General features: G+C 55.3%; 28 protein-coding genes and 1 pseudogene. 14 read left to right on the top strand and 15 right to left on the bottom strand.

Features of this window, described 5'->3' with window-relative positions:
- Positions 1–9: 9 nt before the first annotated feature.
- The 3 genes from N8E88_RS22895 to N8E88_RS22885 all read right to left on the bottom strand — a co-directional run bounded on the left by N8E88_RS22895 (position 10) and on the right by N8E88_RS22885 (position 2,986).
- Positions 10–1,164: a hypothetical protein gene (locus tag N8E88_RS22895; RefSeq protein ID WP_262292596.1), complete on the bottom strand. Its 1,155-nt coding sequence runs from the start codon at positions 1,162–1,164 to the stop codon at positions 10–12.
- 3 nt (positions 1,165–1,167) lie between these two features.
- Positions 1,168–2,256, bottom strand: a complete 1,089-nt coding sequence (locus tag N8E88_RS22890; protein ID WP_262292595.1) for a coiled-coil domain-containing protein — start codon at positions 2,254–2,256, stop codon at positions 1,168–1,170.
- Between the two features lie 127 nt (positions 2,257–2,383).
- The gene (locus N8E88_RS22885) at positions 2,384–2,986 is read right to left on the bottom strand and encodes a thymidine kinase (protein WP_262292594.1); all 603 of its coding nucleotides are present in this window, start codon (positions 2,984–2,986) and stop codon (positions 2,384–2,386) included.
- Positions 2,987–3,176: 190 nt separating this feature from the next.
- Between N8E88_RS22885 and N8E88_RS22880 the strand changes: the two genes are divergently transcribed.
- The 3 genes and pseudogenes from N8E88_RS22880 to choV all read left to right on the top strand — a co-directional run bounded on the left by N8E88_RS22880 (position 3,177) and on the right by choV (position 6,104).
- A complete protein-coding gene (locus N8E88_RS22880; protein WP_262292593.1) occupies positions 3,177–4,118 on the top strand; it encodes a choline ABC transporter substrate-binding protein in 942 nt (313 codons plus the stop codon).
- A 102-nt stretch (positions 4,119–4,220) separates the two neighbouring features.
- Positions 4,221–5,063, top strand: coding sequence for a choline ABC transporter permease subunit (gene choW / locus N8E88_RS22875; RefSeq protein WP_262292592.1), 843 nt, complete (start codon positions 4,221–4,223; stop codon positions 5,061–5,063).
- Positions 5,060–6,104: pseudogene (gene choV, locus N8E88_RS22870) on the top strand (choline ABC transporter ATP-binding protein). Before choW ends, choV begins: the two are co-directional and overlap by 4 nt.
- Before the next feature lie 6 nt (positions 6,105–6,110).
- Here the strand turns inward: choV and N8E88_RS22865 are convergent.
- The 6 genes from N8E88_RS22865 to N8E88_RS22840 all read right to left on the bottom strand — a co-directional run bounded on the left by N8E88_RS22865 (position 6,111) and on the right by N8E88_RS22840 (position 11,806).
- Positions 6,111–6,371 carry a hypothetical protein gene (locus N8E88_RS22865; RefSeq protein WP_262292591.1) on the bottom strand — a complete coding sequence of 87 codons (261 nt, stop codon included), beginning with the start codon at positions 6,369–6,371 and terminating at the stop codon, positions 6,111–6,113.
- A 156-nt stretch (positions 6,372–6,527) separates the two neighbouring features.
- Complete coding sequence (locus tag N8E88_RS22860; protein WP_262292590.1) at positions 6,528–7,361, bottom strand: ABC transporter ATP-binding protein; 834 nt, start codon at positions 7,359–7,361, stop codon at positions 6,528–6,530.
- On the bottom strand, positions 7,358–8,212 hold the full coding sequence (locus tag N8E88_RS22855; protein ID WP_262292589.1) for an ABC transporter ATP-binding protein: 855 nt from the start codon (positions 8,210–8,212) through the stop codon (positions 7,358–7,360). Before N8E88_RS22855 ends, N8E88_RS22860 begins: the two co-directional genes overlap by 4 nt.
- A 3-nt stretch (positions 8,213–8,215) precedes the next feature.
- The gene (locus N8E88_RS22850) at positions 8,216–9,076 is read right to left on the bottom strand and encodes an ABC transporter permease subunit (protein ID WP_262295586.1); all 861 of its coding nucleotides are present in this window, start codon (positions 9,074–9,076) and stop codon (positions 8,216–8,218) included.
- Positions 9,077–9,140: 64 nt separating this feature from the next.
- The gene (locus tag N8E88_RS22845) at positions 9,141–10,148 is read right to left on the bottom strand and encodes an ABC transporter permease subunit (protein WP_262292588.1); all 1,008 of its coding nucleotides are present in this window, start codon (positions 10,146–10,148) and stop codon (positions 9,141–9,143) included.
- Positions 10,149–10,201: 53 nt separating this feature from the next.
- Positions 10,202–11,806: an ABC transporter substrate-binding protein gene (locus tag N8E88_RS22840; protein WP_262292587.1), complete on the bottom strand. Its 1,605-nt coding sequence runs from the start codon at positions 11,804–11,806 to the stop codon at positions 10,202–10,204.
- Positions 11,807–12,138: 332 nt separating this feature from the next.
- On the opposite strand from N8E88_RS22840, the gene N8E88_RS22835 reads away from it, so the two are divergent.
- The 4 genes from N8E88_RS22835 to N8E88_RS22820 all read left to right on the top strand — a co-directional run bounded on the left by N8E88_RS22835 (position 12,139) and on the right by N8E88_RS22820 (position 15,509).
- Positions 12,139–12,900, top strand: a complete 762-nt coding sequence (locus tag N8E88_RS22835; protein ID WP_262292586.1) for an SDR family NAD(P)-dependent oxidoreductase — start codon at positions 12,139–12,141, stop codon at positions 12,898–12,900.
- Between the two features lie 144 nt (positions 12,901–13,044).
- The gene (locus N8E88_RS22830) at positions 13,045–14,241 is read left to right on the top strand and encodes a hypothetical protein (protein WP_262292585.1); all 1,197 of its coding nucleotides are present in this window, start codon (positions 13,045–13,047) and stop codon (positions 14,239–14,241) included.
- Positions 14,238–14,828, top strand: a complete 591-nt coding sequence (locus tag N8E88_RS22825; protein ID WP_262292584.1) for a protein-S-isoprenylcysteine O-methyltransferase — start codon at positions 14,238–14,240, stop codon at positions 14,826–14,828. The genes N8E88_RS22830 and N8E88_RS22825 overlap by 4 nt, the downstream gene beginning before the upstream one ends.
- Positions 14,829–14,849: 21 nt before the next feature.
- A complete protein-coding gene (locus tag N8E88_RS22820; protein WP_262292583.1) occupies positions 14,850–15,509 on the top strand; it encodes a hypothetical protein in 660 nt (219 codons plus the stop codon).
- Between the two features lie 15 nt (positions 15,510–15,524).
- Here the strand turns inward: N8E88_RS22820 and N8E88_RS22815 are convergent, their stop codons facing one another.
- Positions 15,525–15,665, bottom strand: coding sequence for a hypothetical protein (locus N8E88_RS22815; RefSeq protein WP_262292582.1), 141 nt, complete (start codon positions 15,663–15,665; stop codon positions 15,525–15,527).
- Here N8E88_RS22815 and N8E88_RS22810 point away from each other — a divergent pair.
- Positions 15,646–16,038, top strand: a complete 393-nt coding sequence (locus N8E88_RS22810; RefSeq protein ID WP_410010604.1) for a DUF930 domain-containing protein — start codon at positions 15,646–15,648, stop codon at positions 16,036–16,038. The genes N8E88_RS22815 and N8E88_RS22810 overlap by 20 nt on opposite strands.
- 20 nt (positions 16,039–16,058) lie before the next feature.
- Here the strand turns inward: N8E88_RS22810 and N8E88_RS22805 are convergent, their stop codons facing one another.
- Positions 16,059–17,003, bottom strand: a complete 945-nt coding sequence (locus tag N8E88_RS22805; RefSeq protein WP_262292580.1) for a cell wall hydrolase — start codon at positions 17,001–17,003, stop codon at positions 16,059–16,061.
- Positions 17,004–17,240: 237 nt separating this feature from the next.
- Between N8E88_RS22805 and N8E88_RS22800 the strand changes: the two genes are divergently transcribed.
- The 3 genes from N8E88_RS22800 to N8E88_RS22790 all read left to right on the top strand — a co-directional run bounded on the left by N8E88_RS22800 (position 17,241) and on the right by N8E88_RS22790 (position 19,138).
- Positions 17,241–17,432, top strand: coding sequence for a hypothetical protein (locus tag N8E88_RS22800; RefSeq protein ID WP_262292579.1), 192 nt, complete (start codon positions 17,241–17,243; stop codon positions 17,430–17,432).
- A 93-nt stretch (positions 17,433–17,525) separates the two neighbouring features.
- Entirely contained in the window at positions 17,526–18,296 is a 771-nt protein-coding gene (locus N8E88_RS22795) for a HugZ family pyridoxamine 5'-phosphate oxidase (RefSeq protein WP_262292578.1), read from the top strand.
- Positions 18,297–18,301: 5 nt separating this feature from the next.
- Positions 18,302–19,138, top strand: coding sequence for a TrmH family RNA methyltransferase (locus N8E88_RS22790; RefSeq protein WP_262295585.1), 837 nt, complete (start codon positions 18,302–18,304; stop codon positions 19,136–19,138).
- On the opposite strand, the gene N8E88_RS22785 is transcribed toward N8E88_RS22790, so the two are convergent.
- Positions 19,106–20,158 carry a coiled-coil domain-containing protein gene (locus tag N8E88_RS22785; RefSeq protein ID WP_262292577.1) on the bottom strand — a complete coding sequence of 351 codons (1,053 nt, stop codon included), beginning with the start codon at positions 20,156–20,158 and terminating at the stop codon, positions 19,106–19,108. The genes N8E88_RS22790 and N8E88_RS22785 overlap by 33 nt on opposite strands.
- 115 nt (positions 20,159–20,273) lie before the next feature.
- Complete coding sequence (locus N8E88_RS22780) at positions 20,274–20,852, bottom strand: DUF1134 domain-containing protein (protein WP_262295584.1); 579 nt, start codon at positions 20,850–20,852, stop codon at positions 20,274–20,276.
- Between the two features lie 318 nt (positions 20,853–21,170).
- Between N8E88_RS22780 and chpT the strand changes: the two genes are divergently transcribed.
- Positions 21,171–21,800, top strand: a complete 630-nt coding sequence (gene chpT, locus N8E88_RS22775; RefSeq protein WP_262292576.1) for a histidine phosphotransferase ChpT — start codon at positions 21,171–21,173, stop codon at positions 21,798–21,800.
- Positions 21,801–21,950: 150 nt separating this feature from the next.
- On the top strand, positions 21,951–22,286 hold the full coding sequence (locus N8E88_RS22770; protein WP_315975248.1) for a response regulator: 336 nt from the start codon (positions 21,951–21,953) through the stop codon (positions 22,284–22,286).
- A 96-nt stretch (positions 22,287–22,382) separates the two neighbouring features.
- On the opposite strand, the gene ctrA is transcribed toward N8E88_RS22770, so the two are convergent.
- Positions 22,383–23,084 carry a response regulator transcription factor CtrA gene (gene ctrA / locus N8E88_RS22765; protein WP_112530599.1) on the bottom strand — a complete coding sequence of 234 codons (702 nt, stop codon included), beginning with the start codon at positions 23,082–23,084 and terminating at the stop codon, positions 22,383–22,385.
- A 493-nt stretch (positions 23,085–23,577) separates the two neighbouring features.
- Between ctrA and N8E88_RS22760 the strand changes: the two genes are divergently transcribed.
- Complete coding sequence (locus tag N8E88_RS22760; protein WP_114430329.1) at positions 23,578–23,964, top strand: flagellar export protein FliJ; 387 nt, start codon at positions 23,578–23,580, stop codon at positions 23,962–23,964.
- A gap of 54 nt (positions 23,965–24,018) precedes the next feature.
- On the opposite strand, the gene N8E88_RS22755 is transcribed toward N8E88_RS22760, so the two are convergent.
- Positions 24,019–24,333: a GNAT family N-acetyltransferase gene (locus N8E88_RS22755; RefSeq protein WP_262292574.1), complete on the bottom strand. Its 315-nt coding sequence runs from the start codon at positions 24,331–24,333 to the stop codon at positions 24,019–24,021.
- Positions 24,334–24,352: the final 19 nt, after the last annotated feature.

Below are 24,352 nucleotides of genomic sequence, written 5' to 3'. Positions count from 1 at the left end.
CTTTCCTCCTCAAATGCCGCTGATCACCTGTCCATTGGATAGGATATGCGTCTGAAATCCCTTGAAAATATCCGCCGCTTCCCCTGACGCATACAACGCCTGATAGGCTTCGTGCGGCACCAGAGCGTGCTGCTCATAGTGACTGACGCCCTGCCTTGCCGCTTCGAGATCATCAGTATTGATGTGAAATTCCTCACGCGATGGCTCCGACGACCAAAGTCCACGTTTGCCGGGTTTCTCCGCCTTGGAAAAAACCTCCTGCAAGGTCCAGGTCAGGAGCCAGGCATCGTCTGGCTTGCGCACACGCTCAAGGACGTCAGCAACCTTCTGATTATGCTCGGTAATGCCGGCCGTGTAGAATGGCCCGAGAACGAGCCGGCGTAGCTGCTTGGGGTGAAGCTCCGGAAAATCCTGGTCAAGTGCAGTAGCGATGGTCACCGGCGACAGCGAATAGGCTGAGTTCTTGGCGGCAAAATCGTCGAAGCGGCGTGCGAGATCCGGGTTGAGAAGGCCGCCGACCGGCAGAGGAATCCTGACCTTGCTGTTGAGCTTGCCCTCGACCACCAGCGTCTCCACCATATCTTCGGATGAGTCCTCGATAATCGCCATGTAGATCAATGGCAGGTTCGAGGCTCCGTCGAATGCGCCCCAATGGACCACGTAGAAGGGGCGCATGGTTTTCGGGTTAACAGAGACGCGGATAGTTGTCGGCAGCAGAAAGGGAGAGAATATCTCGCCTTTGTCGACAACTTCCAGATAAACCCGTTCCGCCATGGACCTTTGCAGGTCGCGCGGAAACTCGCGATTGCGCAGGATGAAATCCGCCATCTCGCTCCGAAGGGCATCCGCCGGTGGAATGGCTGCCAGCCGCACCGATGCGTCCTTCTTGTCGTTTTCAAGTTCCAGAACATTCTGGAAGACAGGAAAGCCGCTTTCGGCCTTGGATATGCGAAAGCGCTCGGCAAAACCGAGCCTGTTGCGCCAGCATTCGAAAGACGAATCAAGGCGCTGCAGATATTCAGACACAGTCTGTGCAACCAGATCATGCTTGTAGAGCGGCGAGTCCTGGTTGTTCAGAAAGATTTCGAGCCCATCCAGCGCGGCGCGAATAGCGCCAAAATAGCGCTCGGCCGCTGCAAGATCCGCATTGGCATTGTCGGTCATTGATTAGCTCTGCACGTAGTCGGCGGAATTGTGCTTCTTCAGCACCTCCGAGAACCGGCGTGAGAAAGCATCGTCAGCCAACTTCTTGCGACGCTGGATATCCTGCGAACTGACCATGTTCCTCTCGTGCATCTCGAGAAGATCGCCAATGTGCTTCTGCGCCGCCGCGCCAACACCGGCCATGGTCTCTTCAGCTGCCGTATCCACCTTGCTGCCGAGCGTATTGATCTTGTGTGCCACATCCTGTTGCGCCGCCGTTTTCAACGGATCTTCCAGCGCCTTGTAAAGAACAATGCGCTGCTCGGTGTCGATCGACAGTTTGTTGATCAGCGTGCTCTGCGCCGCGATCTGGTTATTGAGTGAATCGACGAAAGTCTGGAACATGGACGTGTAGCGTTCCAGCGTCTGGCTCTCTGCAAGCAGTTCCTGCTCCTTGGCTTGGCGTTCGTTATATTCTGTGGCGAGCTTTGACCGCTGACCTTCGAGCTCGGTGCGTGCGCCCTGATCTGTCGATGCGGCAATCTTGTTCTCAATATCCAGCAAAAGCGGGTTTAGTTCTTCGATTCGCTTTTGCGTCGCTTCGAGATTGGCGATGGTAGTCTTGCGCCGTTCTATGACAGTCGCAAGGCTTGTTTCGGAGGTCTTGTAGCGCTCGTCCAGAACAGCTTTCTGTTCTTTCAGAATACCGACAATCCGGTCGGACTTGGAAAGGAGTTCCTGGAGATTTCCCGCAAGTGACATATTGCGGACGCGGTCTGAACGCAGGCGCTGCATTTTTTGCTTCGAGAAGACACCGATGAACTTTTCCCAACCGGAATAGCCTTTCATGCTTTCGAATTCGGAACCGAAAACATTGGTGGCATCCTCCAGCCCGATGATCAGCTCGGCAATATTGCCTTCCATCACCTTCTGTTGACGCAAGACATCATCAATGCGCGCATTTTCGATATCGAAATCGGAAGCGCCGATCTTCTCATCAGCTTTGGCGAATTTGTCGAGGACTATTGTGGACTGATCGATTTTCGTCCGCATGTCATTGACCATTGTTCTGGTCTTCTCGATCTCGGAATCGAAGTGCTGCAGACTCGCCATTTACGTATTCCCCTGATTGCCAAAATCGCTTGTCGCGACGATCGAATATAGACACGGTACATTGCGAAAAAAAGCCTACGGGAAAATGACAGGTCTCAAGGTTAACTTGCAAGCAGAGATTCGCCGCTTAAGACTTACGGACGTCCCCGTGTGCAATCCGGCCCGTTTCCTCTTCCCAGTGTTTGCGGCAGAGCGAGACATAGACCGATTTCTCAATCGCCACCTGATCGCCCTCAAGCAGCGCCTCCCCTTTCGGTCCGTGACGAACAACCATTGTCGCCTTGGCGCCGCAGTGACAGATGGTGCGGATTTCCCGCAAAGTGTCCGCAATCGCTAGCAATTCCGCGGAACCGGGAAATAGTTTACCCTGAAAATCCGTGCGCAGACCAAAACACAATACCGGCAGGTTAAGCCGGTCAACAACGCGCGCCAGCTGCCAGACCTGCTCCTTGGTCAGAAATTGCGCTTCGTCGACAAACACGCAACTTAGCCTGCTTTCACCATGTGCTTTGGCAATAAGCGCGAAAAGATCGTCGTTATCGCGATAAAGCAGCGCCTCGGCGCTGACACCCAGGCGTGAGGTAATCCTTCCAACACCGTCTTCGGCATAGTGCGCAGCCGTGAACAGCATCGTCCGCATGCCGCGTTCCTGGTAGTTGTAGGAAGCTTGCAAAAGCAGCGTCGATTTTCCGGCATTCATAGCCGAGTAACTGAAATAGAGTTTTGCCATCGCCCGCTTTAATCAGAGTTGGGTCTCCGCATGAACCCTTACATTCTACTCCCTCGCAACTTTTGTCGGAATATCAACAACTGTCGCTATTTGACCGGATTTATGCGCGCCTATGCTTGAATGCGTTTCCGTTTGGTGCTTGGTTCATGACATTGAAAATCCGGTAAAAACCGGAAGGGGAGAACTATCGATGAAAGTACTATCCAAACTCACCATTTCCTTGGCTTTGGTCCTTTCCGCAGGTACTGCATTCGCCGCGGAACCCGAATCCTGCAAGACAGTCCGATTCGCCGATGTGGGCTGGACCGACATCACCGCTACCACAGCCGCAACGAGCGAAGTGCTGAAAGGTCTTGGTTATTCGACCGACACCAAGGTTCTCTCTGTGCCGGTGACCTATGCTTCGCTTGGCAAGAAAGACATTGACGTGTTTCTCGGCAACTGGATGCCGACCATGTCTGCGGACGTCAAGCCATATCTCGACAACAAGACTGTCGAAGACCTTGGCCCCAATCTGACAGGTGCGAAATACACCTTGGCAGTGCCGCAATATCTCTATGACAAGGGTCTGAAAGATTTCAAGGACATAGCCAAGTTCAAGGATGATCTCGGCGGCAAGATCTACGGTATCGAGCCCGGAAATGACGGCAACCGCTTGATTCTCGATATGATTTCCAAGGACACTTTCGGTTTGAAGGGTTTCGAGCTCGCCGAATCCTCCGAACAGGGCATGCTTGCACAGGTCGCCAAGCAGACCAAAAGCGAAAAACCCATCGTCTTCCTCGGCTGGGAACCGCATCCGATGAATACGAACTTCAAGCTGGCCTATCTTTCCGGCGGTGATGACGTGTTTGGCAAGGACTTCGGCGGGGCAATCATCCACACGAATGTCCGTGCCGGATACACTACCGAATGTCCGAATGTCGGCAAGTTCCTGACCAATCTCAAATTCAATCTGCAGATGGAAAATGAGATCATGGGCAAGATTCTCGACGATGGCGAGGATGGCGCGAAGGCAGCAACCGAATGGTTGAAAGCCAACCCGGCGATTCTGGATACGTGGCTGGCAGGCGTTACAACCTTCGACGGTAAGGAAGGCCTGCCCGCGGTCAAGGCGTCGCTGGGGCTATAACGATCGCTGTCCCTGACGCGATAAAGAGACCAAAGAACATGAGCCGCCCGGTGTTCCGGTCGGGCTGCTCTTTCTGCTTACTCGTTGTGGGGATGGTTTGGTTTGGACTGGTTAACGCAAGACAAGATTCCGGTTGGCAGGACGGCGAAGGCCGTCGTCGATTGGCTCACCACCAATTTTGCCGGATTTTTCGATGGATTGGCCGCAATCATGCAGGCCTTCATCGACGGCCTGATGTTTGTGCTGAAATATCCGCATCCCCTGATCATGGTCGCGATTTTCGCCGCCATCGCTTACGCCCTGCGCCGGTCCATAGCGGTCACGCTTCTCACCATTCTCGGCTTCCTGTTCATCCTCAATCAGGGATACTGGCAAGAAACGATGGAGACACTGACGCTGGTGCTCTCCTCGTGCATCCTGTGCATGGGGATCGGCGTACCCATCGGCATTATCGCCGCGCACCGGCCGAAGTTCTATGCCGCGATCCGTCCTGTACTCGACCTCATGCAGACGTTACCCACCTTCGTCTATCTCATCCCCGCCATCGTCTTCTTCGGCATAGGTATGGTGCCCGGCCTGATTGCAACGGCAATCTTTGTTTTGCCGGCACCCATCCGCCTCACCCATCTCGGCGTTTCCTCGACACCCCGTCATCTGATCGAAGCGGGCGAGGCATTCGGTGCGTCTTCGCGCCAACTGCTATGGAAGATCGAACTACCCTACGCCATGCCACAAATCCTGGCTGGGCTTACCCAGACGATCATGCTGTCACTCTCCATGGTGGTCATCGCGGCCCTGGTCGGAGCCGATGGGCTTGGCGTTCCGGTCGTCCGCGCGCTTAACTCGGTTAACACAGCCTTGGGCTTCGAGGCAGGGCTCGTCATTGTGGTCGTCGCCATCATCCTCGACCGTATCTTCCGTCCCGGCAAGGAGCCAGGTGAATGACCGCGATCACACTGGATAATGTCTGTATTATTTTCGGCAAGAAGACTGACGGTTCGCTGTTTCTGGCCGATCAGGGGAAAAAGCCGCTCGGATATCCAGGCCGAAACAGGCCATGTGCTTGGCGTTCACAATTGCACTCTCACCATAGCTGAAGGCGAGATTGTCGTGCTCATGGGACTTTCCGGTTCCGGAAAATCAACGCTCCTGCGCGCCATCAATCGCCTTAACCCTATCTCGCGCGGCTCCGTCGTCGTTCACAACAAAGGGCGGTCCATCGATGTCGGCAAAGCTGACAAGACAACCTTGCGGGATCTGCGCAAGCACCTTGTTTCGATGGTTTTCCAGCAGTTCGGTCTCCTGCCCTGGCGTACAGTTGAAGAGAATGTCGGGTTCGGGCTGGAGCTCTCCGGTGTTCCAAAGGAAGAGCGCGCGAAAGCCGTGCAGCAGCAGCTGGAACTGGTCAATCTCAAGGATTGGGCCAAGCGCAAGGTCGGTGAGCTCTCCGGTGGCATGCAGCAGCGTGTCGGCTTGGCGCGCGCTTTCGCGACAGGTGCACCGATCCTGCTGATGGATGAGCCCTTTTCAGCGCTTGACCCGCTTATTCGAACGCGCCTTCAGGATGAGCTTCTCAGCCTGCAGGAGCGCCTGAAGAAGACGATCGTCTTCGTCAGTCACGACCTGGATGAGGCCATGAAAATTGGCAATCGCATTGCCATTATGGAAGGCGGACGGATCATCCAGTGCGGTACGGCTCAAGACATCCTGCTTAACCCGGCCGACGAGTATGTTGCGGATTTTGTCGCCAACATGAATCCACTTGGTGTCCTCACTGCTGCGGACATCATGGTTCCGCTTGATCGCACGCGTCCTGCCAGCAGGCCTTTTGCGGCAACGGCGCGTCCGGGAACGCCGGTGCGTGAAATCATGCAAGCGATAGCGAAAAACAGTGGCGACGTGGGCGTAGTGGAAAACGGCGCATTTCTCGGGATGATCTCTGCCGATGATATCGTGCGCGGCTTGTTAAAGCACCAGAAGCATTAGCTTTAACTATTCTTCTTCCGCATCCTCATCGCCCGGCTTTGTAGCTGGTTGCCAGGAATGAGGAGTGACTTTTTTCTGCGTATTTGAATCCGTAAATATCCACCAGCCGGCATCCGTTTCGTCCCACTGGCCTCCAGTGGCCTTCAAGCGGTCCAGTGAACGATACTGCCCGATGGATTCATTTTCCTGTCCGTCCTCGTCGGTCCAGAATATTTGAACCTTGCTGCCATCTTTCGGCGCTGTGGAAATCGGTTGCTTTTTGCTCACCCGCAATCCTCCTTAGAGTCCGTTTTAAAAGTCGCTGCGGTGAGGCATATGACGTGGTTTTCGAGAACCGGGGCGCAGCGTACATTAAGTACGTGAGCACCGGAAGCGCAGAAAACCGCATCAGATGACCGCCGCAGTAGAGTTTCACAATGGACTCTAGGCGGCGGCCTGCTTCTTGGCCAAACGTGCCCTGATGCTTTCCACATCGGACTTCGGCGTCGCCGCGAACAGTGTCTTTGTATAGCTGTGCTGCGGATTGGCAAACACTTCTTCCCGCGTGCCGTATTCAACCACTTCGCCGTAATACATCACCATCACCTCGTCGGCGATGTAGCGCACCACCGACAAATCATGGCTGATGAACACATAGGTCAAGTTAAACTCGTCCTGCAGGTCTGCCAGCAGATTGAGCACTTGCGCCTGGACTGACAGATCGAGCGCGGACACAGGCTCGTCCAGCACGAGCAGGCTCGGGCTCAGCATGAGCGCACGCGCGATGGCGATGCGCTGACGCTGACCTCCGGAGAACATGTGTGGGTAACGATTATAGTGTTCAGGCCCAAGACCGACCTTCACCAGCATTTGCATCGCCAGATCGCGCCGCTCGGCGGCCGTCTTGTTGGTGTTCAACAATAAGGGTTCGCCCAACACTTCGCCGATCTTCTGGCGTGGATTGAGCGAACCATAGGGATTCTGGAAAATGATCTGCACCTTGCGGCGCATCTCCGCCGTGACGCGATCCTTGGCGATATTGATAGGCTTCCCGTCGATCAACAGGTCGCCGGAAGTTTGCGGATCGATCAGCGTCAGTATCCGACCCAACGTTGACTTTCCGCAACCACTCTCGCCCACGATGGCAAGTGTTTTGCCCTTTTCCAGAGTAAAGCTGACGCCCTTGACCGCGTGCACGGTCTTCTGCTTGCCAAACAGGCCGCCGCCGACATGGTAGTCGCGAACGATGTTGCGCCCCTCGAGTACCACCTCACTCATGGCGCCACTCCTGCATTGGCGGCTTCATTCTTCATGAAATCCGCAACCGTTGACAGGCGGTCGCCAGTCGCATTCTCCGGCAAGGCAGACAGAAGCGCGCGGGTGTAGGGGCTTTTGGGCGACTCGAACAGCGAGAGCACGTCGGCCTCCTCCATCTTGCGGCCCTTGTATTGAACGATCACGCGATCGGCGGTTTCCGCCACGACACCCATGTCGTGGGTAATCATGATCAGACCCATGCCGTGCTTCACCTGCAAGCTGACGAGAAGATCCAGAATCTGCTTCTGGATCGTCACGTCCAGCGCTGTCGTCGGCTCATCAGCGATCAGCAGTTTCGGATTGCAGGCAATGGCAATGGCGATCATCACACGCTGGCACTGGCCCCCGGACATCTGGTGCGGGAAGGAGTTCAACCGCTCTTCCGGCGCCGGGATACCAACCTGTTTGAACAGTTCAATTGCGCGCTTGCGACGTGTCGGCCCGTCCATCTTCATATGAAAGCGCAACACCTCTTCCAGTTGGAAACCAACCGTGAAGCAGGGATTGAGGCTCGCCATCGGTTCCTGGAAGATCATCGCGACATCGCGGCCAACGATTTCTCGCCTCCGCTTGCCGGTCATGGTCAACATGTTGTGGCCATCGAAGGTCATGCTGTCGGCAGTTACGGTTGCGGTCTTCGGCAGAAGGCCCATCACCGCCAGCATGGCAACTGATTTACCGGAGCCGGATTCACCAACGATCGCCAGAACTTCACGTTTGTCGACCGACAGATCGATACCCTGCACCGCCATGAACAGGCCGGCATTGGTATCGAAGCCAACAGACAGGTTCTTGATTTCAAGCAGCGCCATACCTCAGCTCCTTTTCAACTTAGGATCGAGGGCGTCGCGCAGACCATCTCCAACGAGATTGATCGCGAGGACAGTGATCAGGATTGCAAGACCAGGGAAAGTCACGACCCACCAGGCCCGCAGGATGAATTCGCGGGCCTCTGCCAGCATCGTTCCCCATTCCGGTGTTGGTGGCTGGGCACCCATGCCGAGGAACCCGAGTGCCGCCGCCTCGAGAATAGCATTCGAGAACGACAGCGTTCCCTGCACGATCAGCGGCGCGAGACAGTTCGGCAGGATCGTTTTGAACATCAAGCGGAGGTGGCCAGCACCTGCCAGCTTCGATGCAATAACGTATTCTCGATTCTTCTCGCTCATGACCGCCGCACGCGTAAGCCGGGCAAAGTGCGGTTGCAGAACGAGAGCAATTGCGATCATCGCGTTGAAAAGACCGGGCCCTAGTATAGCCACAAGCACGAGTGCGAGCAGCAGCGGCGGAAAGGCCAGGATGATATCCATGATGCGCATGATCAGCGTATCGACCCAGCCACGGAAATAACCGGCGAGAACGCCGAGAATAACACCGGTGATCATGGCGAACGTAACGACGATCAAGCCAATGAACAACGAATAGCGCGCGCCGTAGATCAGGCGGGATAACAGATCCCGGCCCACGGCATCGGTGCCAAGCAGAAACTGTTCCTTACCACCCGCCTGCCATGATGGCGGCGTCAGCAACGCATCACGGTACTGTTGGTAGGGAGCATGCGGCGCTATGAGCGGACCGAATATGGCGATCAGCACCAGAAGGACGAGAACGGCAAAGCCTATCACGGCGCCCTTGTTGACGCTGAAATAGAACCAAAATTCCGAAAACCGCGCCATCCGGCCCGAAGTCTGGGACGAGGCAAGTGGTACGGGCGGGGAAACTTCGTTGGTCACGGGTTCCTCACTTTACGCGAATACGCGGGTTGATAACCGCATAGAGCAGATCAACAATCAGATTGACGACCATGACGATCAGCGCCACGAGCATAAGGCCTCCCTGCACGACGACATAATCGCGGCGGGAGATGGCATCAATCATCCACTTGCCGATACCCGGCCAGGAAAAGATAGTCTCGGTCAGGATCGCGCCCGCCATGAGCAGTCCCATTTGCAAACCAATTGTCGTGATGACCGGGATCATCGCATTGCGCAGGGCATGCACGCCGATGACACGCTTGGGTTCGAGCCCTTTTGCCCGAGCTGTACGCACATAATCCTCGCCCAAAACCTCAAGCATGGCTGAACGGGTCTGACGGGCAATAACGGCAAGCGGGATGGTTCCGAGCACAATAGTCGGCAGAATGAGATGCGAGGCTGCGGAACGGAACGCGCCCTTCTGACCCGAAATCAGGCTGTCGATCAGCATGAAGCCTGTGGTTGGTTTAAAGAAATAGATGAGGTCCATCCGCCCCGAAACCGGCGTCCAATGCAGTATGCCTGCAAACAGGATGATCAGGAGAATGCCCCACCAGAAGATCGGCATCGAATAGCCAACCAGCGCGATACCCATGCTCAACTGGTCGAAGATCGAACCGCGCTTGACGGCAGCGAAAATGCCCGCCGGGATGCCGATGATTACGGCAAAGAGCATGGCACAGATGCTTAGCTCCAATGTTGCCGGGAAAAGCGCACGGAAATCCGCTAGTACCGGCCGCTTGCTGGCGATCGACGTGCCGAAATCTCCGTGGAAAATGCCCCATAGGAACGAAAAGTACTGTTCCCATATCGGCCTGTTGAAGCCGAACTGGTCCATCAGAAGTTGATGCCGTTCCGGCGTCATGCCCCGTTCCCCCGCAAGAGCGATGACTGGGTCGCCGGGCAACAAGCGAATGAAAATGAAGGCCACAAAACTGATACCGATAAATGTCGGAATCAGCAGCAGCACTCTGGACGCGATATAGCGAAACATGGTGACCTGATAAAAATGCGGTACCGACCGAAGCCGGTACCGCTGGAGTAGATTTACTCTGCGACGTCGACGCTGGCGAAGTTATGAACACCGAGCGGGCTCGGCACATAGCCAGATACGTTCTTCGTCATAGCCGTCGTAACGAGCGAGTGAGCAAGCGTTGCCCACGGTGCTTCACGCTTGAATACAACCTGCGCTTCTTCATAGAGCTTGGTGCGCTCTGCAGGATCGGAGACGACAGCGGCCTTATTGATCAAATCCGTGAATTCCTGGTTGCACCATGCAGCGCGGTTGGATGTACCAACAGCCTGGCAGGACAACAGGGTTGCAAGGAAGTTATCCGGATCGCCATTGTCACCGGTCCAGCCGATGATGACCGCACCATCGTGCTTTGGATCGGAAGCCTGCTTCAGGTATTCCTGCCAATCGAAGGTAACGATCTCGGCCTTCACACCAACCTTGGCAAAATCCGACTGGATCAGTTCGGCGGTGCGACGGCCATTAGGCATATACGGACGTGCAACCGGCATCGCCCATATCTTCATCGACAGATCTTTTACGCCTGCCTTCTCGAGTGCTGCCTTTGCCGCTTCAGGATTGTATTCGTCATCCTTGATCGACTTGTTGTAGGACCACATCGTTGGTGGAATCGGGTTGATTGCCGGTGTACCCTGACCAAGGTAAACGGCATCGACGATGGCCTTCTTGTCGATTGCCTGGTTGAGCGCCTTGCGCACTTCCGGCTTGTCGAATGGCGCTTGTGTGGTGTTGTAGGCAAGCGTCGAAACGTTCAGGCCTTCTTCCTGGATGACATTCAGGTTCGTATCAGCCTTCAGGCCTTCGACATCTGCCGGATCCGGATAGATCGTCAGCTGGCATTCTCCGGCCTTGAGCTTCTGCACGCGAACAGCCGCATCAGGCGTAACCGCGAAGATGAGGTTGTCGAGCTTTACCTTACCCTTGAAGTAGTCGGGGTTGGCTTCGTAGCGGATAGCGGTGTTGAGCTGATAGTCCACGAACTGGAATGGACCCGTACCAACCGGCTGCTCGTTGAGCTTGCCTGGTGTTCCGTCAGCCATCAGCTTGTCGGCATATTCCTTGGAAACGATGGACGAAAAGTCCATGGCAAGGTTGGCAAGCATCGGTGCGTTGGGCTTGGTCAGCGTGACCTTTACAGTCAGGTCGTCGACTTTTTCCACTGACTTGATCAGCTTCGGGAAGTCCATGCCTTCAAAATATTCATAGGAAGCGCCGTCGACATACTTGGCCCAAGGGCTGCCTTCCTTCTGGCGTTCAAACGAAAACACCACATCATCGGCGTTTAGTTCACGCGATGGCGTAAAATAGCTCGTCGTTTGGAACTTGACGCCTGGATGAAGTTTGAACGTATATTCCAGACCATCATCGGAGATCGTCCAGCTGTCAGCGAGAGCTGGTTCAACTTCCGACGTTCCTGGCTTGAATTCCACCAGTTTGTTGAAGACGGCTTGTCCCGTCGCATCGAGTGTCTCACCACCCGTATAAAGCGCCGGATCAAAACCGCCTGGGGCAGCTTCCGAGCAAAAGACCAACGTCTTGGCTGCGGCTCCACCCGCCATCAGCCCACCTGTCAGCATTGCGAGCGCGGTCGCCGCAAGGAGTTTCTTGTAGGTATTCATCTTTTCCACCTTCAGAGGTTTTTTTGTGTTGCAGGCCCCCATGCCAACAACGAAGGTTGTATGGAAGCCTTTGCCATGTCGCAATGCAAGCAGATTTATTCGCAGTCAACCCATCCAAACGCCGATAATACTGGATTCTGGAGAATCCCTGCCTCCACGCCAAAAAAAAAGTGAAAATCCCTAAAAATCCGTCCACTGGCTTTTACTATGACGCGTCCGGGGAGCCTTATACTTACGCGCACGGAGAGATACTGGCGGCGGAAAACGGCAAAACGGCTGGAAAACCGATCACGCCCATGCGAGAAAACAAGGACGAGCATCGGAGATGATTTATGGACACCTATGGGCATGTAGCGATTGTAACAGGCGGTGGCTCAGGTTTGGGAGCAGCGACTGCCGGTGCGCTTGCGGCAAAAGGTGTGAAAGTCGCGCTTTTCGACATCAATCTTGACGCAGCGCAGAGCGTCGCAAATGAGATCGGCGGATTAGCACTGAGTTGCAATGTGTCGAGTGCGAGTGAGGCCGAGACGGCCCTCGCGCGAGTGATCGACGAACTCGGAACGCCGCGTATTCTCGTCAACTGCGCTGGTATAGCCAATGCGGGGCGCATCGTCGGTCGTGATGGCCCACACGATCTCGAGCTTTATCGACGGGTAATCGAGGTCAATCTCATCGGTTCGTTCAATATGCTTCGGCTTATCAGCAACGCCGCATCAAAGCTCGATCCGCTCGAAACGGGCGAACGCGGTGTTATCATCTCCACCGCATCCGTCGCCGCTTTTGACGGCCAGATCGGTCAAGCCGCCTATGCATCCTCCAAAGCCGGCATAGCTGGCTTGACTCTCCCTGCTGCGCGCGAACTCGCGCGTTTCGGCATTCGCGTCATGGCTATTGCGCCCGGCATCTTCGGAACGCCCATGCTGCTGGCCATGCCGCAAGAGGTTCAGGATTCCCTTGCCGCCTCCATTCCCTTCCCGTCCAGACTTGGCAAACCGGAGGAGTATGCGGCTCTGGCGCTGCACATCATCGAAAATCCGATGCTTAACGGCGAAACTATCCGTCTTGATGGTGCAATCCGGATGGCCCCAAAATGAGAGGCAAGTTGACGCATAAATCGAGTTGTGGGTTGCAACATTTGCGTGTCGGCGATGTTCTGTTAACGTCGGGAATCTAAAATCCTTTCGACAAGCAGTCATGGGTCGCTGACGCCAATTGAACCCGACCGTGAAAGGTTGCAGATGTCCGTTACCAATCGTCTGGTCGTATTACTACCAGGTTTTGAGCATATGCCTGTAGAGGCGCATCATCGCCGCTTCACTCGCGAAGCGGCGAAGACAGCCCCTGTTTACGACATGTGCTTGACCCAGTCTGAGCCGCTGCACGTTTCCTCGACCGATGGTGGGATCGCAATGGGCGAGTTTAGTCTGCAGGCTTCAGGCGATGGCTGGTCGGCCAATACGAATTTCATCCTTTATGGACTAGGCGACATCACCCTTTTCTATGCGTCGAGAAATCCCCTAAGGCGGTTGCTGAGCGGAATTATCGCCCTGCTGGATTTTATCCTTACTGGAACGTTCTTCCGGTTTGTTGCGACGAGTTGGCGCTATGCCCTGTTTTTCGTTTATCCATTGTTGATCTGCTTTGTCATCCTGGGTGCAACCTACGGCGCCGGGCGTCTTGCCATGGCGTACAACCAGACCAGCGTACCGGTCGCGCCGGTGATAGCCTTGATTACCGCCATCCTGTTGTTCTGGGTTGCCGCTGCGAAACTCCATTTCCTGCTCCTCATGGACGACTGGACGTTCGCCCGGGATATGGCGCGAGGCAAACGGCCGGATGTGATGCGGAAACTGGATCGCGTCATTGCCGATGCAGCCAACCGTATAAGCAGTGCTCCGCCCGGCACGGAAATCGTCGTTGCAGCTCATAGCCTTGGCGCCGTTTGCGCAGTTCCGATTCTCGATGCCGCCCTTCGCCGCGAGGGCTCCAACCGGTATGGCCTGCTCACTGTCGGCTCCAGCCTGTTGAAGGTAGCATTGCACCCTGCCGCTCGCACGCTGCGCAAAAGTGTCGAGAACGTTGCGAATAGCAAAACAGTCTGGATTGACGTGCAATCGCTGACGGATCCAATGAATTTCTACCAATCTGATCCTGTGCGGGACTTAAAAACAAACGGTGGAAAATCACCTATCCTGGTGAGAGTGCGTTTCCGTAACCAGCTTTGCGATAAGGCATATAAATCTATTCGACGGGATTTCTTTCGCGTACATCGCCAATTTGTTTTCGGTGTTGAAAAACGCACCCATTACTCATGGCATGCCATTTTATGCGGTCCGGAACAATTTGCCGATGTCGCCGCATTGGGTGGCCTCCGCTGTGATCGGAACACATCCTCCCCGGCGAAACTCAATATTGCTGGAACTGCCACCACATGATTTCTCTTGTTTCTGCCGGCAAGGTCTTGTGGGTCCTTCATGTCGTTGGCTGGTATGTGCTGCGCCGGCCATTCGATCGACGCGCGCGCAAATTGAACCTCACTGTCGACCGGCGGAAGGGCGCCGATACGGCAAGGCTTGCGGTTTCCCTCACCGGCCTCGGTATCATTCCGGCAATCTACGTCATGACCGGTCAGCCGCGTTTTGCATCCTACCCGGCAAGCGCCATACTTTTCCTGTTTGGTATTGCCTCCGGAATTGGCTCGTTGATTCTGTTCCGGCTCACGCACAAGGCTCTCGGGAAAATGTGGTCCGTATCGCTGCAGTTGAAGCAGGACCACAAGCTGATCACCACGGGCATTTACAAATATCTGCGCCACCCGATGTATACGGCGTTCTGGCTCATGGCGTTGACCCAGGCGTTGCTACTCCCGAACTATATCGCCGGTCTCGCTGGCATTGTTGGCTTCGGCTATCTGTTTTTCTCTCGGATAGGCCCGGAAGAGGCGATGCTGCAGGAAGCATTTGGAGAGGAATACAGCCAGTACCGCGCACGCACGTGGCGTATCCTGCCTTACGTTTACTGACACATCGAGAGAAAGTTAATTGTGCCTCCAGCATCCCTTAAATCAATCATCGCCAGCATCGCCGCAATTGCCCTCACAGCCTGTCAGTCAGTCCCCCAATCCACCAGTGCGATTGCGGTATCGGCCTACGCGCCTGAAACGCCGCCGCTCAGTTGTGCTCCGCACGGCAATCCCAACGGCGCACCGGCGAAACTGACGGCCAACCGAACGAGAATCGGGGATCCCGCCTATATCGAGTTCCGTCAGCGTTTTTCCCCCAGCCTACCCAGCGGTCATCTCTACGTGGTCTTCGGGCGACTGGACGCCAAAGGCAATCCGGCGACGCGCCTTTATATCGGTCTCTTCCCGAAAGGCAGTCTTGCTGGACTGTATGGCGGCGCGATTGTCCCGATGCCCGCGGATCTGGCGCCCAGCTATGCCGATTGCCATTTCACGCCAAACGCCGCCTACCGCGTATCGCTGACCGAAAGTCAGTATCAGCAATTGCTGGGCAAAGTGCAGGCGGATATTGCCCATCCACCGATGTGGCGCATGTTCGGCTACAACTGCAACAACTACGCGGCGTCGCTCGGCAGCGTCGCAGGACTGATCGAGCCTGCCAATCGCGCGCAGCCGTCGTTCTCGTACATATATGCCTATATCGATGCGAACGGCGATGGGGGACAGAAAGGGTCAAGTTGATGGGGAAACCCGTTGTCATTCTGTTGAGGCCTGTGAGCCTTCATAATTTGGTCCCAATCCGGTTGGTTTATCAATACCGCGCTGGGCCAGAACCAACGATTCGTCCTTCGCATTCAAATGATGAAAGCCGCCTGCGATGAGAATAATAAGCGCCATGCTCCTGATGCCGGTCGCTTTGGCTAGTACGGCACACGCCATGGACAATGGAGCTGCGGAAGAGCTGAAGCGGCTGGATCCGCAAACGCGGCTCGAACAGCGCTGTGATCTCGAGGCAATGGAGCGCATCCACAAGGATCCTGCCAAACTGGTAGCGGACGAACTGGTCGCCTATGCCTTTGAAGAGCCGAAGATCCAAGGTGACAAGATCCGTTCAGCCGGTGCGGCCTTCCGCAGCAAAGGCGAATGGTATCATCTGTCCTACACCTGCACCACGTCTCCAGACCACATGACGGTGTTGTCTTTCCAATACGCCATAGGACAAATTGTTCCCCACAGCGAATGGGCTCACCATTACCTGGTGTCCGAATAATTCACCCAGCATTTATAAGGTCAGTTGAGGCCGTTTGGTCGATCCTGCGCCAAAAGCATCTGGCCGATCGCGTCTACCTTCTTTGCGGTCGGCGCTTCGTAGGCTAGTGCGCTTGCCTGCAGCGTTCCCTCTGCCGCCGGAGCCGGCATCGTTACCGGCTGTGGAGCCGTGTACTCCATTGCCTGCGCGGGAGGATCGACTGGCACTGCGACCTTGTCGCTGGCAAACGCCATTTGCGGCGGCAAGGGAAGGTCAGCCTGCGCAACAACGATCGGCTGTTGGCTGGTATCCTTCACAACACGGCCTGAAGTCGCTGTGGACGTCGTTGTGATACTTGGCGCAGCGCTGGCCATCTGCACTTTGCCGCCTGCCATTCTGGTGCTGGCAATATAGGCATTGGCAATTGCTCGGCTGGCATCGTTCGAAGCTATATCGGCTGAATGGTAACGATCGCGCTTTTCGTAGAACGCGTTGCCGCCTGCGACGACAGTGTAGTGCATGTTCTTGTAAGGAAACCGAAGACCTGCGGTATGGAAGTACATCGCGTTCTTCACTTTGGGATTGCGCTCACCCTTGAGCACGGCGTCCGCAGCCGCTTGCACATCGGGCAATGCCGCAGAACGCATGGGCCGCGACAGCACGCCCGGCGCAAACTGGTTTTTCTGACCAACCACGCCGCAGATTGAATTTCCCCATTTGCCTGAATCAAGACGATTCATCACCACGGTGCCGACCGCGAGCAAGCCTTCCTTGCTCGAGCGGTTGGACTCGAAGAACATCGCCCGTTCAAGGCATTCCTTGTCCTTCGGCGTATAGGCGTAAGAAGTAGTTTTGGTCCCCGAACGCGTCGTCAGACCGGCGGATAATTTGCCTGGATTCTGGCTCGTCGTACAACCGGTGACAAGACCGGCCGCCGCGATAATGCCTATAACAGAGTGGAGTTTTCCCCTACCGACGCCGTTCACGAAGCATTTCTCATCGCTGTTAATCCTGCTGGTGAAGTTGCTCACAGATTGATGCGATTTAGGGCCAAACAATGGCAGTGATGACTATTGTGATATACGACATTACCATGCATTTGAAAATATGGAGTTATTTTATTCATTTCGACAGCAAAAAAATTTCAATAATGGCAAAATTAAGAACTTGTTTACCACATTTGCCCTAAACTTTGTGCATCTGCCCAGCTCGTAAGGCACGCTATGCGCAATCATTCAGTCCGCTACGATACTCGCGAATCGCTTATGGCAGCGCTTGTCGAACTCATGGCGTTGCAAATTCCGGTTGAAGACGTTGCCCCGGTTTTGTGCACGATAGGACCGGTCGATCTCGATCTCCTCGCCGATTGCATGAACGATGTCGGTCTTAACGACGATCGGGCGATCGCAGCCTGATTCCCAACCTTTCGCTACCTGTCCGCACTGGGCTTGTCCCAATTCCTGTGACAAACTATCAATCGGCATGATGGCCGGTTTGAGGGTTGACACGTGAGCGAAAAGAAAGACGTACTCCGCGAGATTGACGACAATGCAATACGTCTTGCGCGCACGTTGATGCGTACCTCGCGGCATGCTGTGATTGCGACGCTCGATCCACAGTCCGGCGCTCCGATTGCGACGCGCGTGGGCGTCTCGACGGATCATGACGGCGCGCCCATCATCCTTGTTTCGGCCCTCGCCGCCCACACACCGGCACTGCTCGCGGATCCGCGTTGCTCGCTTTTGGTCGGTGAACCCGCCAAAGGGGACCCGCTCGCCCACCCGCGGATGACGATAACCGCAAGCGCACGAGAGATTGCGCGCGATACGCCGGAGCACAGCCGCATTGCATGGCGCTACCTTTCCCACTTGCCCAAGGCCAAGCTCTATGTTGGCCTGGGGGATTTTCGCTTTTTCCGGCTGGAACCAGAAAGCGCCAAGCTGAATGGCGGCTTTGGTCAGGCCTATCAATTATCGGCAAATGACTGGCTTAGTCTTAGCCCAGTCAACGAGGAACTCGCCGAGGCGGAACGGGGCGCCGTCGACCACATGAACGAAGACCATTCCGATGCCATCGCGCTTTATGCCCGCTTTTATGCCAAGGCACTCGATGGCAAGTGGCGCATGACAGGCATCGATGCCGATGGCTTCGACCTGGCCGATGGTGACGACGTCCTGCGTGTCTTTTTCAAGGAGCCCCTGACCTCTGCCAAGGACATGCACATGACGCTCGTGCGGATGGCTGGCGACGCTCGCGCCGGGCTCGCATCGCAGTCGTGAAAACACTGGTTCCGGAGGAAGGCGACTGGGTGCAAGTTCGGGTAACCCGCCTCACCGATCCCGAAGACGATCGGCTTTCAGCCTATCGCAATGTGCGTGAACGGGATCTCGTCGGGCGCGAGGGCCGGTTGATCGCCGAGGGCAAGGTTGTCCTCAATGTCCTGTTGTCCAATCCGGCTTTCACGGTGGAATCGCTCCTCATACTGGAAAACCGGCTCGCAGGGTTAAGCCAGCAACTCAAGCTTTGCCCGCCCGATGTACCGGTCTATTGCGTGTCCCGCGAGGTCATGGACGCCATTGCGGGCTTTCCGATGCATCGCGGCATCCTCGCTGTCGGCCGCCGCAACGCGGCACGATCCATCGATACGCTGATCGATACGATGCCAGACAAGGCATTGGCAGTCGTTTTGTGCGGCATTTCAAATCACGATAACATGGGATCGATCTTTCGCAACGCCGCCGCCTTCGAAGCGGATTGCATTTTGATGGACGAAACGAGTTGCGATCCACTTTACCGCAAGGCCATCCGCGTGTCGGTCGGCGCGGCATTGAAAGTCCCCTTTGCCCGGGAAGGATCAATCGAAGCAATCGTGTCCAAACTGCAAACTGCCGGGTTCGACATTTTTGCTCTCAGCCCCGCCGGCGCAACAGATATCTACGATGCCAAGCCCTCGCGGCGCGTTGCGCTGCTTCTGGGCACCGAAGGCGACGGACTACCGAAGCTGCTCTTGCAAAAACTGAAAACAGTGAGAATCCCCATGTCCGGGAGCTTCGACAGCCTGAACGTAGCGACAGCTTCGGGCATCGCGCTATCGCGTTTCAGCCGTTTTTCCAGTCTCTGAAGCTGCAGTCTGCAAAGCGCGAATGCGATCGGCCAGGCTCAAGATGATTTCGCCGTTTTCGTCATGCACCGGAGACATTTCGCTCTCGGCTTTCGCCAGCAGTTCGTTGACCTTCGAGGTTGGCCCCTCAAGCCGCGCGACCATGGCAACGACCTGCGCTGCAAGTGCATTCATCTCTTCGCGCAAGCGCTCGGTTTCCTGCGCTTGAACAAGTGCCTGCTTGCCGCGCGGCATATCCAGAACAGACGATCCCGGCTTGCGCCCTTCGGCGAGCACGTTGCGCAAACGTTCATTGATCCGTTCGATTTCCTTATCGCGTCTCGAAAGCTTGGCCTCGCTGTCGGAAATTTGCCTGAGCAGGGCATTCGAGCGCTTCTCAAGCTCGGCGCTTCGCTTGGTTTCCTGCGCCAGAGAATGTTGCACTTCCTTGATATCTGCTTCGGCCCGTTGTCTCAGGTTGTCGCTATCGCGCTTGTCCTGCCGCGCCTCTCTCAAATCATCTGAAAGATTATCAATTCGGGCCGATTGCGCTGCGACTTCGATTTGAAAACTGTCTGCATTCATCGCGACGTTGGATGCCCGGCGATGCAAGAGTTCGAGCTCCGCTGACTTTTGCTCTATCAATCGCTCATGCCCTACGATCATGGCTGCGGCTTTCTCGAATTCCTGTTCACGATCGGCAAATGACGATCGCAACTCGGCAATCGTCGCATCGCGCGCTGCAAGTTCAGAGGTGAGATTGCGCATGAGACGCTCTTTCTCGCCGAGTTCGGCCAACTGTAGTGCATTTTTTTCGCGGGAGCTTTCCAGCATCAACTCAAGCTTGCGCTCGGCGATCGCATGTTCGGCGCGCAGGCCATCCCGCTGCGCCTGTATCTCGTTCAGTGTCAACGGCGTTTCTGCCTCGACGCGCTTGCGTGTAAGCAGTGTCGCCCGGCGCCAGATGGGCGGCGCAACCAAAAGCGCCACCAGCACGGCGCTCAGGAATCCGAAAGCAAAATATAGTGCAGACTGGATCACGATCAGGGTCCTGTTGGATGTCTATCTTGGCACAAGGTGTACTAACAGTCAGGCCCTGAAACGCAAAGACGCGAACTGAAAAGTTCGCGTCCCAAATGCAATACGGTTTATTTTATCAGAAAGGATTCCATGTGGCCGTTTGGGTAATCTTCAGATAACCCACATTGACACCCAGACGTGCACCGACGCCTGTTCTGATCGGAACAAGCAGTACCTGATTTCGCTTCAACACATTGAAACCGACGCCGGCGAAAAGATACGCCGAACCGGCAACACCAACGAAGCGGCCGTAGAGGTTCTGCACATCATCGAGATTGTAGACGAGCATCATGACGCGCGAGCCCTGTCCGCCGAAATCCCAGCCGATCGATGGTCCCTGCCAGAAGGTTTTGTGATCTCCGGCATTCTTGGTGTAGAGTGAACCTTCCCCGTAGGTCAGGCCGCCAATAAGGGCGCCAGATCCTTCCTCGCCGAGGACATAGCCGTTTGGCAAGCCGTAGCTCTGGAAGACTTTTTCGACAGCCGTGGCGAGCCCACCAGAAGTCGATCCGAAGAACCGTTGACCGGAATTGACGATTTCTTCCATCGTATAGGTTTCTTGCGCCCGCGCCGTCTGCGCCTGGGCGACAACGAGTGACACAAGTGTCAGAAAGAGGAGAAAGCCGCGGTTCAAAGACAAGAGTAGAGACGCCATCATAATTCCTTTTGGCTGTTCGCTTCTTTGCCTGACGCCTGATGCAAGGATGAGCAGATCTTGCGCCTGCTTTTAAAATCGAATTCATTTTAAGGCGCTAAACCTTGTATAAAAGTTTATGAATCGATCTTGGCATTTCAATGGCTTGCAAAGAAAGGCAAAAACCTTGAAATTTCAACATTTGCAAGCTCCAGCCAAGACGTTCTTGCCGATCATGATCGAGCTATGTATCCAAATAGGCCAGAAATCGGAGTGATTCGCGTGTTACTGATTCGCGACGGCCTCTGAACCACCAGCCAATCTTCAGGAGATTTCCCCATGACATTGCCCATTATTCTCTCGGCAACGGACCTCGGAGCGCTCCTGAGCAGCCGCATCTGCCACGATATCATTTCACCCGTTGGCGCCATCAATAATGGGTTGGAATTGCTCGAAGAAGGCGGTTCTGATGACGATGCGATGAGCCTCATCAAATCCAGCGCGCGCAGCGCATCTGCTCGCCTGCAGTTCGCGCGTATTGCATTTGGCGCTGCGGGGTCGGCTGGAGTGCAGATCGATACAGGTGATGCCCAGAATGTCGCCAATGAATATATGAAGGGCGAAAAAGCCGAATTGACTTGGGAAGGCACCCGGGTTCTACTGCCTAAGAACAAGGTTAAGCTGTTGCTCAATCTGGTCCTGATCGCCAATGCAGCCCTACCCCGTGGCGGCACATTGTCGGTTGCGCTGCAAACACCGGAAACACAGCCGCGTTTTGTCCTCACATCACGTGGTCCAATGCTGCGTGTCCCGCCGAAATTTCTTGAACTGCACAGCGGCAAGGTTCCAGAAGAGCCGATCGATGCCCACGGGGTTCAACCTTACTATACACTCCTGCTGGCCCAGGAAGCCGGCATGACCATCTCGATCCATGCAAGTCCCGAAGAGATTGTCTTCACCGCGGCGTAGTTGATCGCGCAAGTTGTCCTAAAAATTTACCATCAACCTTGGGTGTTTATTCACCCAACGGCTGGTAACCTCAGCCACGGGACAAACGCGATTTGGCTTTTTGCGGGGAGTTTTCAATTGCTACGCTGCATGATTGTAGATGGATCTCCTGTGGTCAGGAAGGTAGCGCGGAGGCTTATTGCCAACGAAACGATCATCGTGACGACAGCCGATACCGGCTATCAGACGATTGCCGCCTGTAGCGTTGAAATGCCAGACATCATCATCCTCGACGACGCGCTATCCGACATGCCAGCGCCGGAGATCATAAGTCAGGTGCGTGCCTTGCCAGGCGGTGAGAACAGCAAGATCTATCTTTGCTTGCCTGAGGTTGACTTAAGCCGGATCATGCGGGCCAAGCGTGCCGGTGCAGCCGGATATCTGCTGAAACCGTTCAATCGTGTTTCGATCACCGAAATCTTGCCGCCGGTACCGGTCGAAGGCTGAGAGGAACACCGTGTGCGACAGCTCTTCGCCGGAGTCTGGACGCAAAGAAAAAAGCTCCGTTAACACGGAGCTTCTCGTTCTCGATATTATGTCGGATCAGGCGATTTCGCGCAAATCCGATGCATCCGGCTCACGCAGCACATAGCCGCGGCCCCAGACGGTTTCGATATAGTTGATACCACCGGAAGCATTGTCGAGCTTCTTGCGCAGCTTGCAGATGAAGACGTCGATGATCTTGAGTTCCGGCTCGTCCATACCGCCGTAGAGGTGGTTGAGGAACATTTCCTTGGTGAGGGTCGTACCCTTGCGGAGCGAAAGCAGCTCCAGCATCTGATATTCCTTGCCCGTCAGGTGAACGCGCTGTCCGGTGACTTCCACCGTCTTGGCATCCAGATTGACGATGAGGTCGCCGGTGGTGATGACCGACTGGGCATGACCCTTGGAACGGCGCACGATCGCATGGATACGGGCAACCAGTTCGTCCTTGTGGAAGGGCTTGGTCATATAGTCGTCGGCGCCGAATCCGAGGCCGCGAACCTTGTCCTCGATGCCGGCCATGCCGGAAAGGATCAGGATTGGTGTTTTCACCTTCGACAGACGCAGGGTCCTCAGGACTTCATAACCGGACATGTCCGGTAGGTTGAGGTCGAGGAGGATGATATCATAGTCGTAGAGCTTGCCGAGATCGACACCCTCCTCGCCCAGATCCGTCGTATAAACATTGAAGCTTTCCGACTTGAGCATCAGTTCGATGCTCTGGGCCGTTGCACTATCGTCTTCGATTAAAAGAACCCGCATATCATTCCCCTTTTCCCGCCGCTGAAATGGGTTGCCCAAGAAACCTCGATCAGGGCAATCCCGAAGTCAGGTCGCGAAACAAGCCGTTTCCATAACGTTAAGATTGCCACCGAATGGTTAACAAAATCTAATTCCGCTTTGCAAGTGTCTTTGACTCTTGAATTAAAAATCATTGGCACCGCATTGATTCATAAGGTCAACTTACCGGTCAAAAATCATAAGGCGCAGCATCAGGTTCTGGCCTTAAGCGATTCATTCGACTCGATAAAATCGCCGTCTAAAAACTTGCAGCGCTGATTTACAGAGCTTTAAGTCTTAAGGCGTATGATTAATGCTGAACGTAAAGGAAAGGTTACCAGACAGGGCAACCTTTAAGTTTTTGTTTCATTTTTCCGAAGTGATTCGGGGGTGAAACGGCGCCGGATGATCGATCGCCAGCCTTTTGGCAGGATCAGAGTACCGGCTTTTGGCAGGTGTTGAGGGGGTAGTGAGTATGAAGTCGCATGAAGGTTTGGTTCGACTGAAGCTCTTTCAGGTCAAGGAAAAGCGCCGTCAACTCGGCCAGCTTGATTTGATGATGGGCGAGTTCGAACGCATGGCTGCCGAATTGGACGCGCAGATTCTGTCTGAGGAAAAGAAGGCGGGCATCACCGACACCACGCATTTTGCCTATCCGACCTTCGCCAAAGCCGCCCGCCAGCGCCGTGACAATCTGTTTGATTCAATCCGCGACCTGAAGGCTCAGAAGGATGATGCCGAGGCGGCCCTTACCGAATCGGAAGCGGAACTTGCCAAAGCTGAGGCACTCGAGCAGCGCGATGGCAAGCCGCGGGATATCGAAGAAGTTCCTGTCACCGACAAGCGGGCGATGATCGGTTAGTCAGAAGACTTTTTGAGAATTCAGCTCCGGTGGGCCTAAAGTTCCCAAAAGGCCCTATCTCTGCTGGACGACGTCCGCCCACTCCTCGTGCCTGAGCGATTGAGCGCGCATGAATGGGCAAAGCGGGATGATTTTCCATCCGCCGGCCCGTGCATCTTCGACCGCATGCAACGCCAGGGCCTGCCCCACACCTTGGCCACGCAAAGCATCCGGCACAGCCGTGTGATCGATGATGATCAGATGCGGGCTCGCGCGGGAAAATGCCATCTCGGCCTCGTGTCCTGATACCACCGCCACATAGCGTCCGCCGCTACCCGTTTCCTGCTTATCGATATTGATCTGATCTGCCATTGCTGCACCATTCGTCATGTCCGGCGCCAGCACTCAA

The sequence above is a fragment of the Phyllobacterium zundukense genome (genome assembly GCF_025452195.1).
Taxonomy (GTDB): domain Bacteria; phylum Pseudomonadota; class Alphaproteobacteria; order Rhizobiales; family Rhizobiaceae; genus Phyllobacterium; species Phyllobacterium zundukense_A.
The sequence above is the reverse complement of the archived record's forward strand: the minus strand, read 5'-3'. Positions and strand labels throughout refer to the sequence as shown.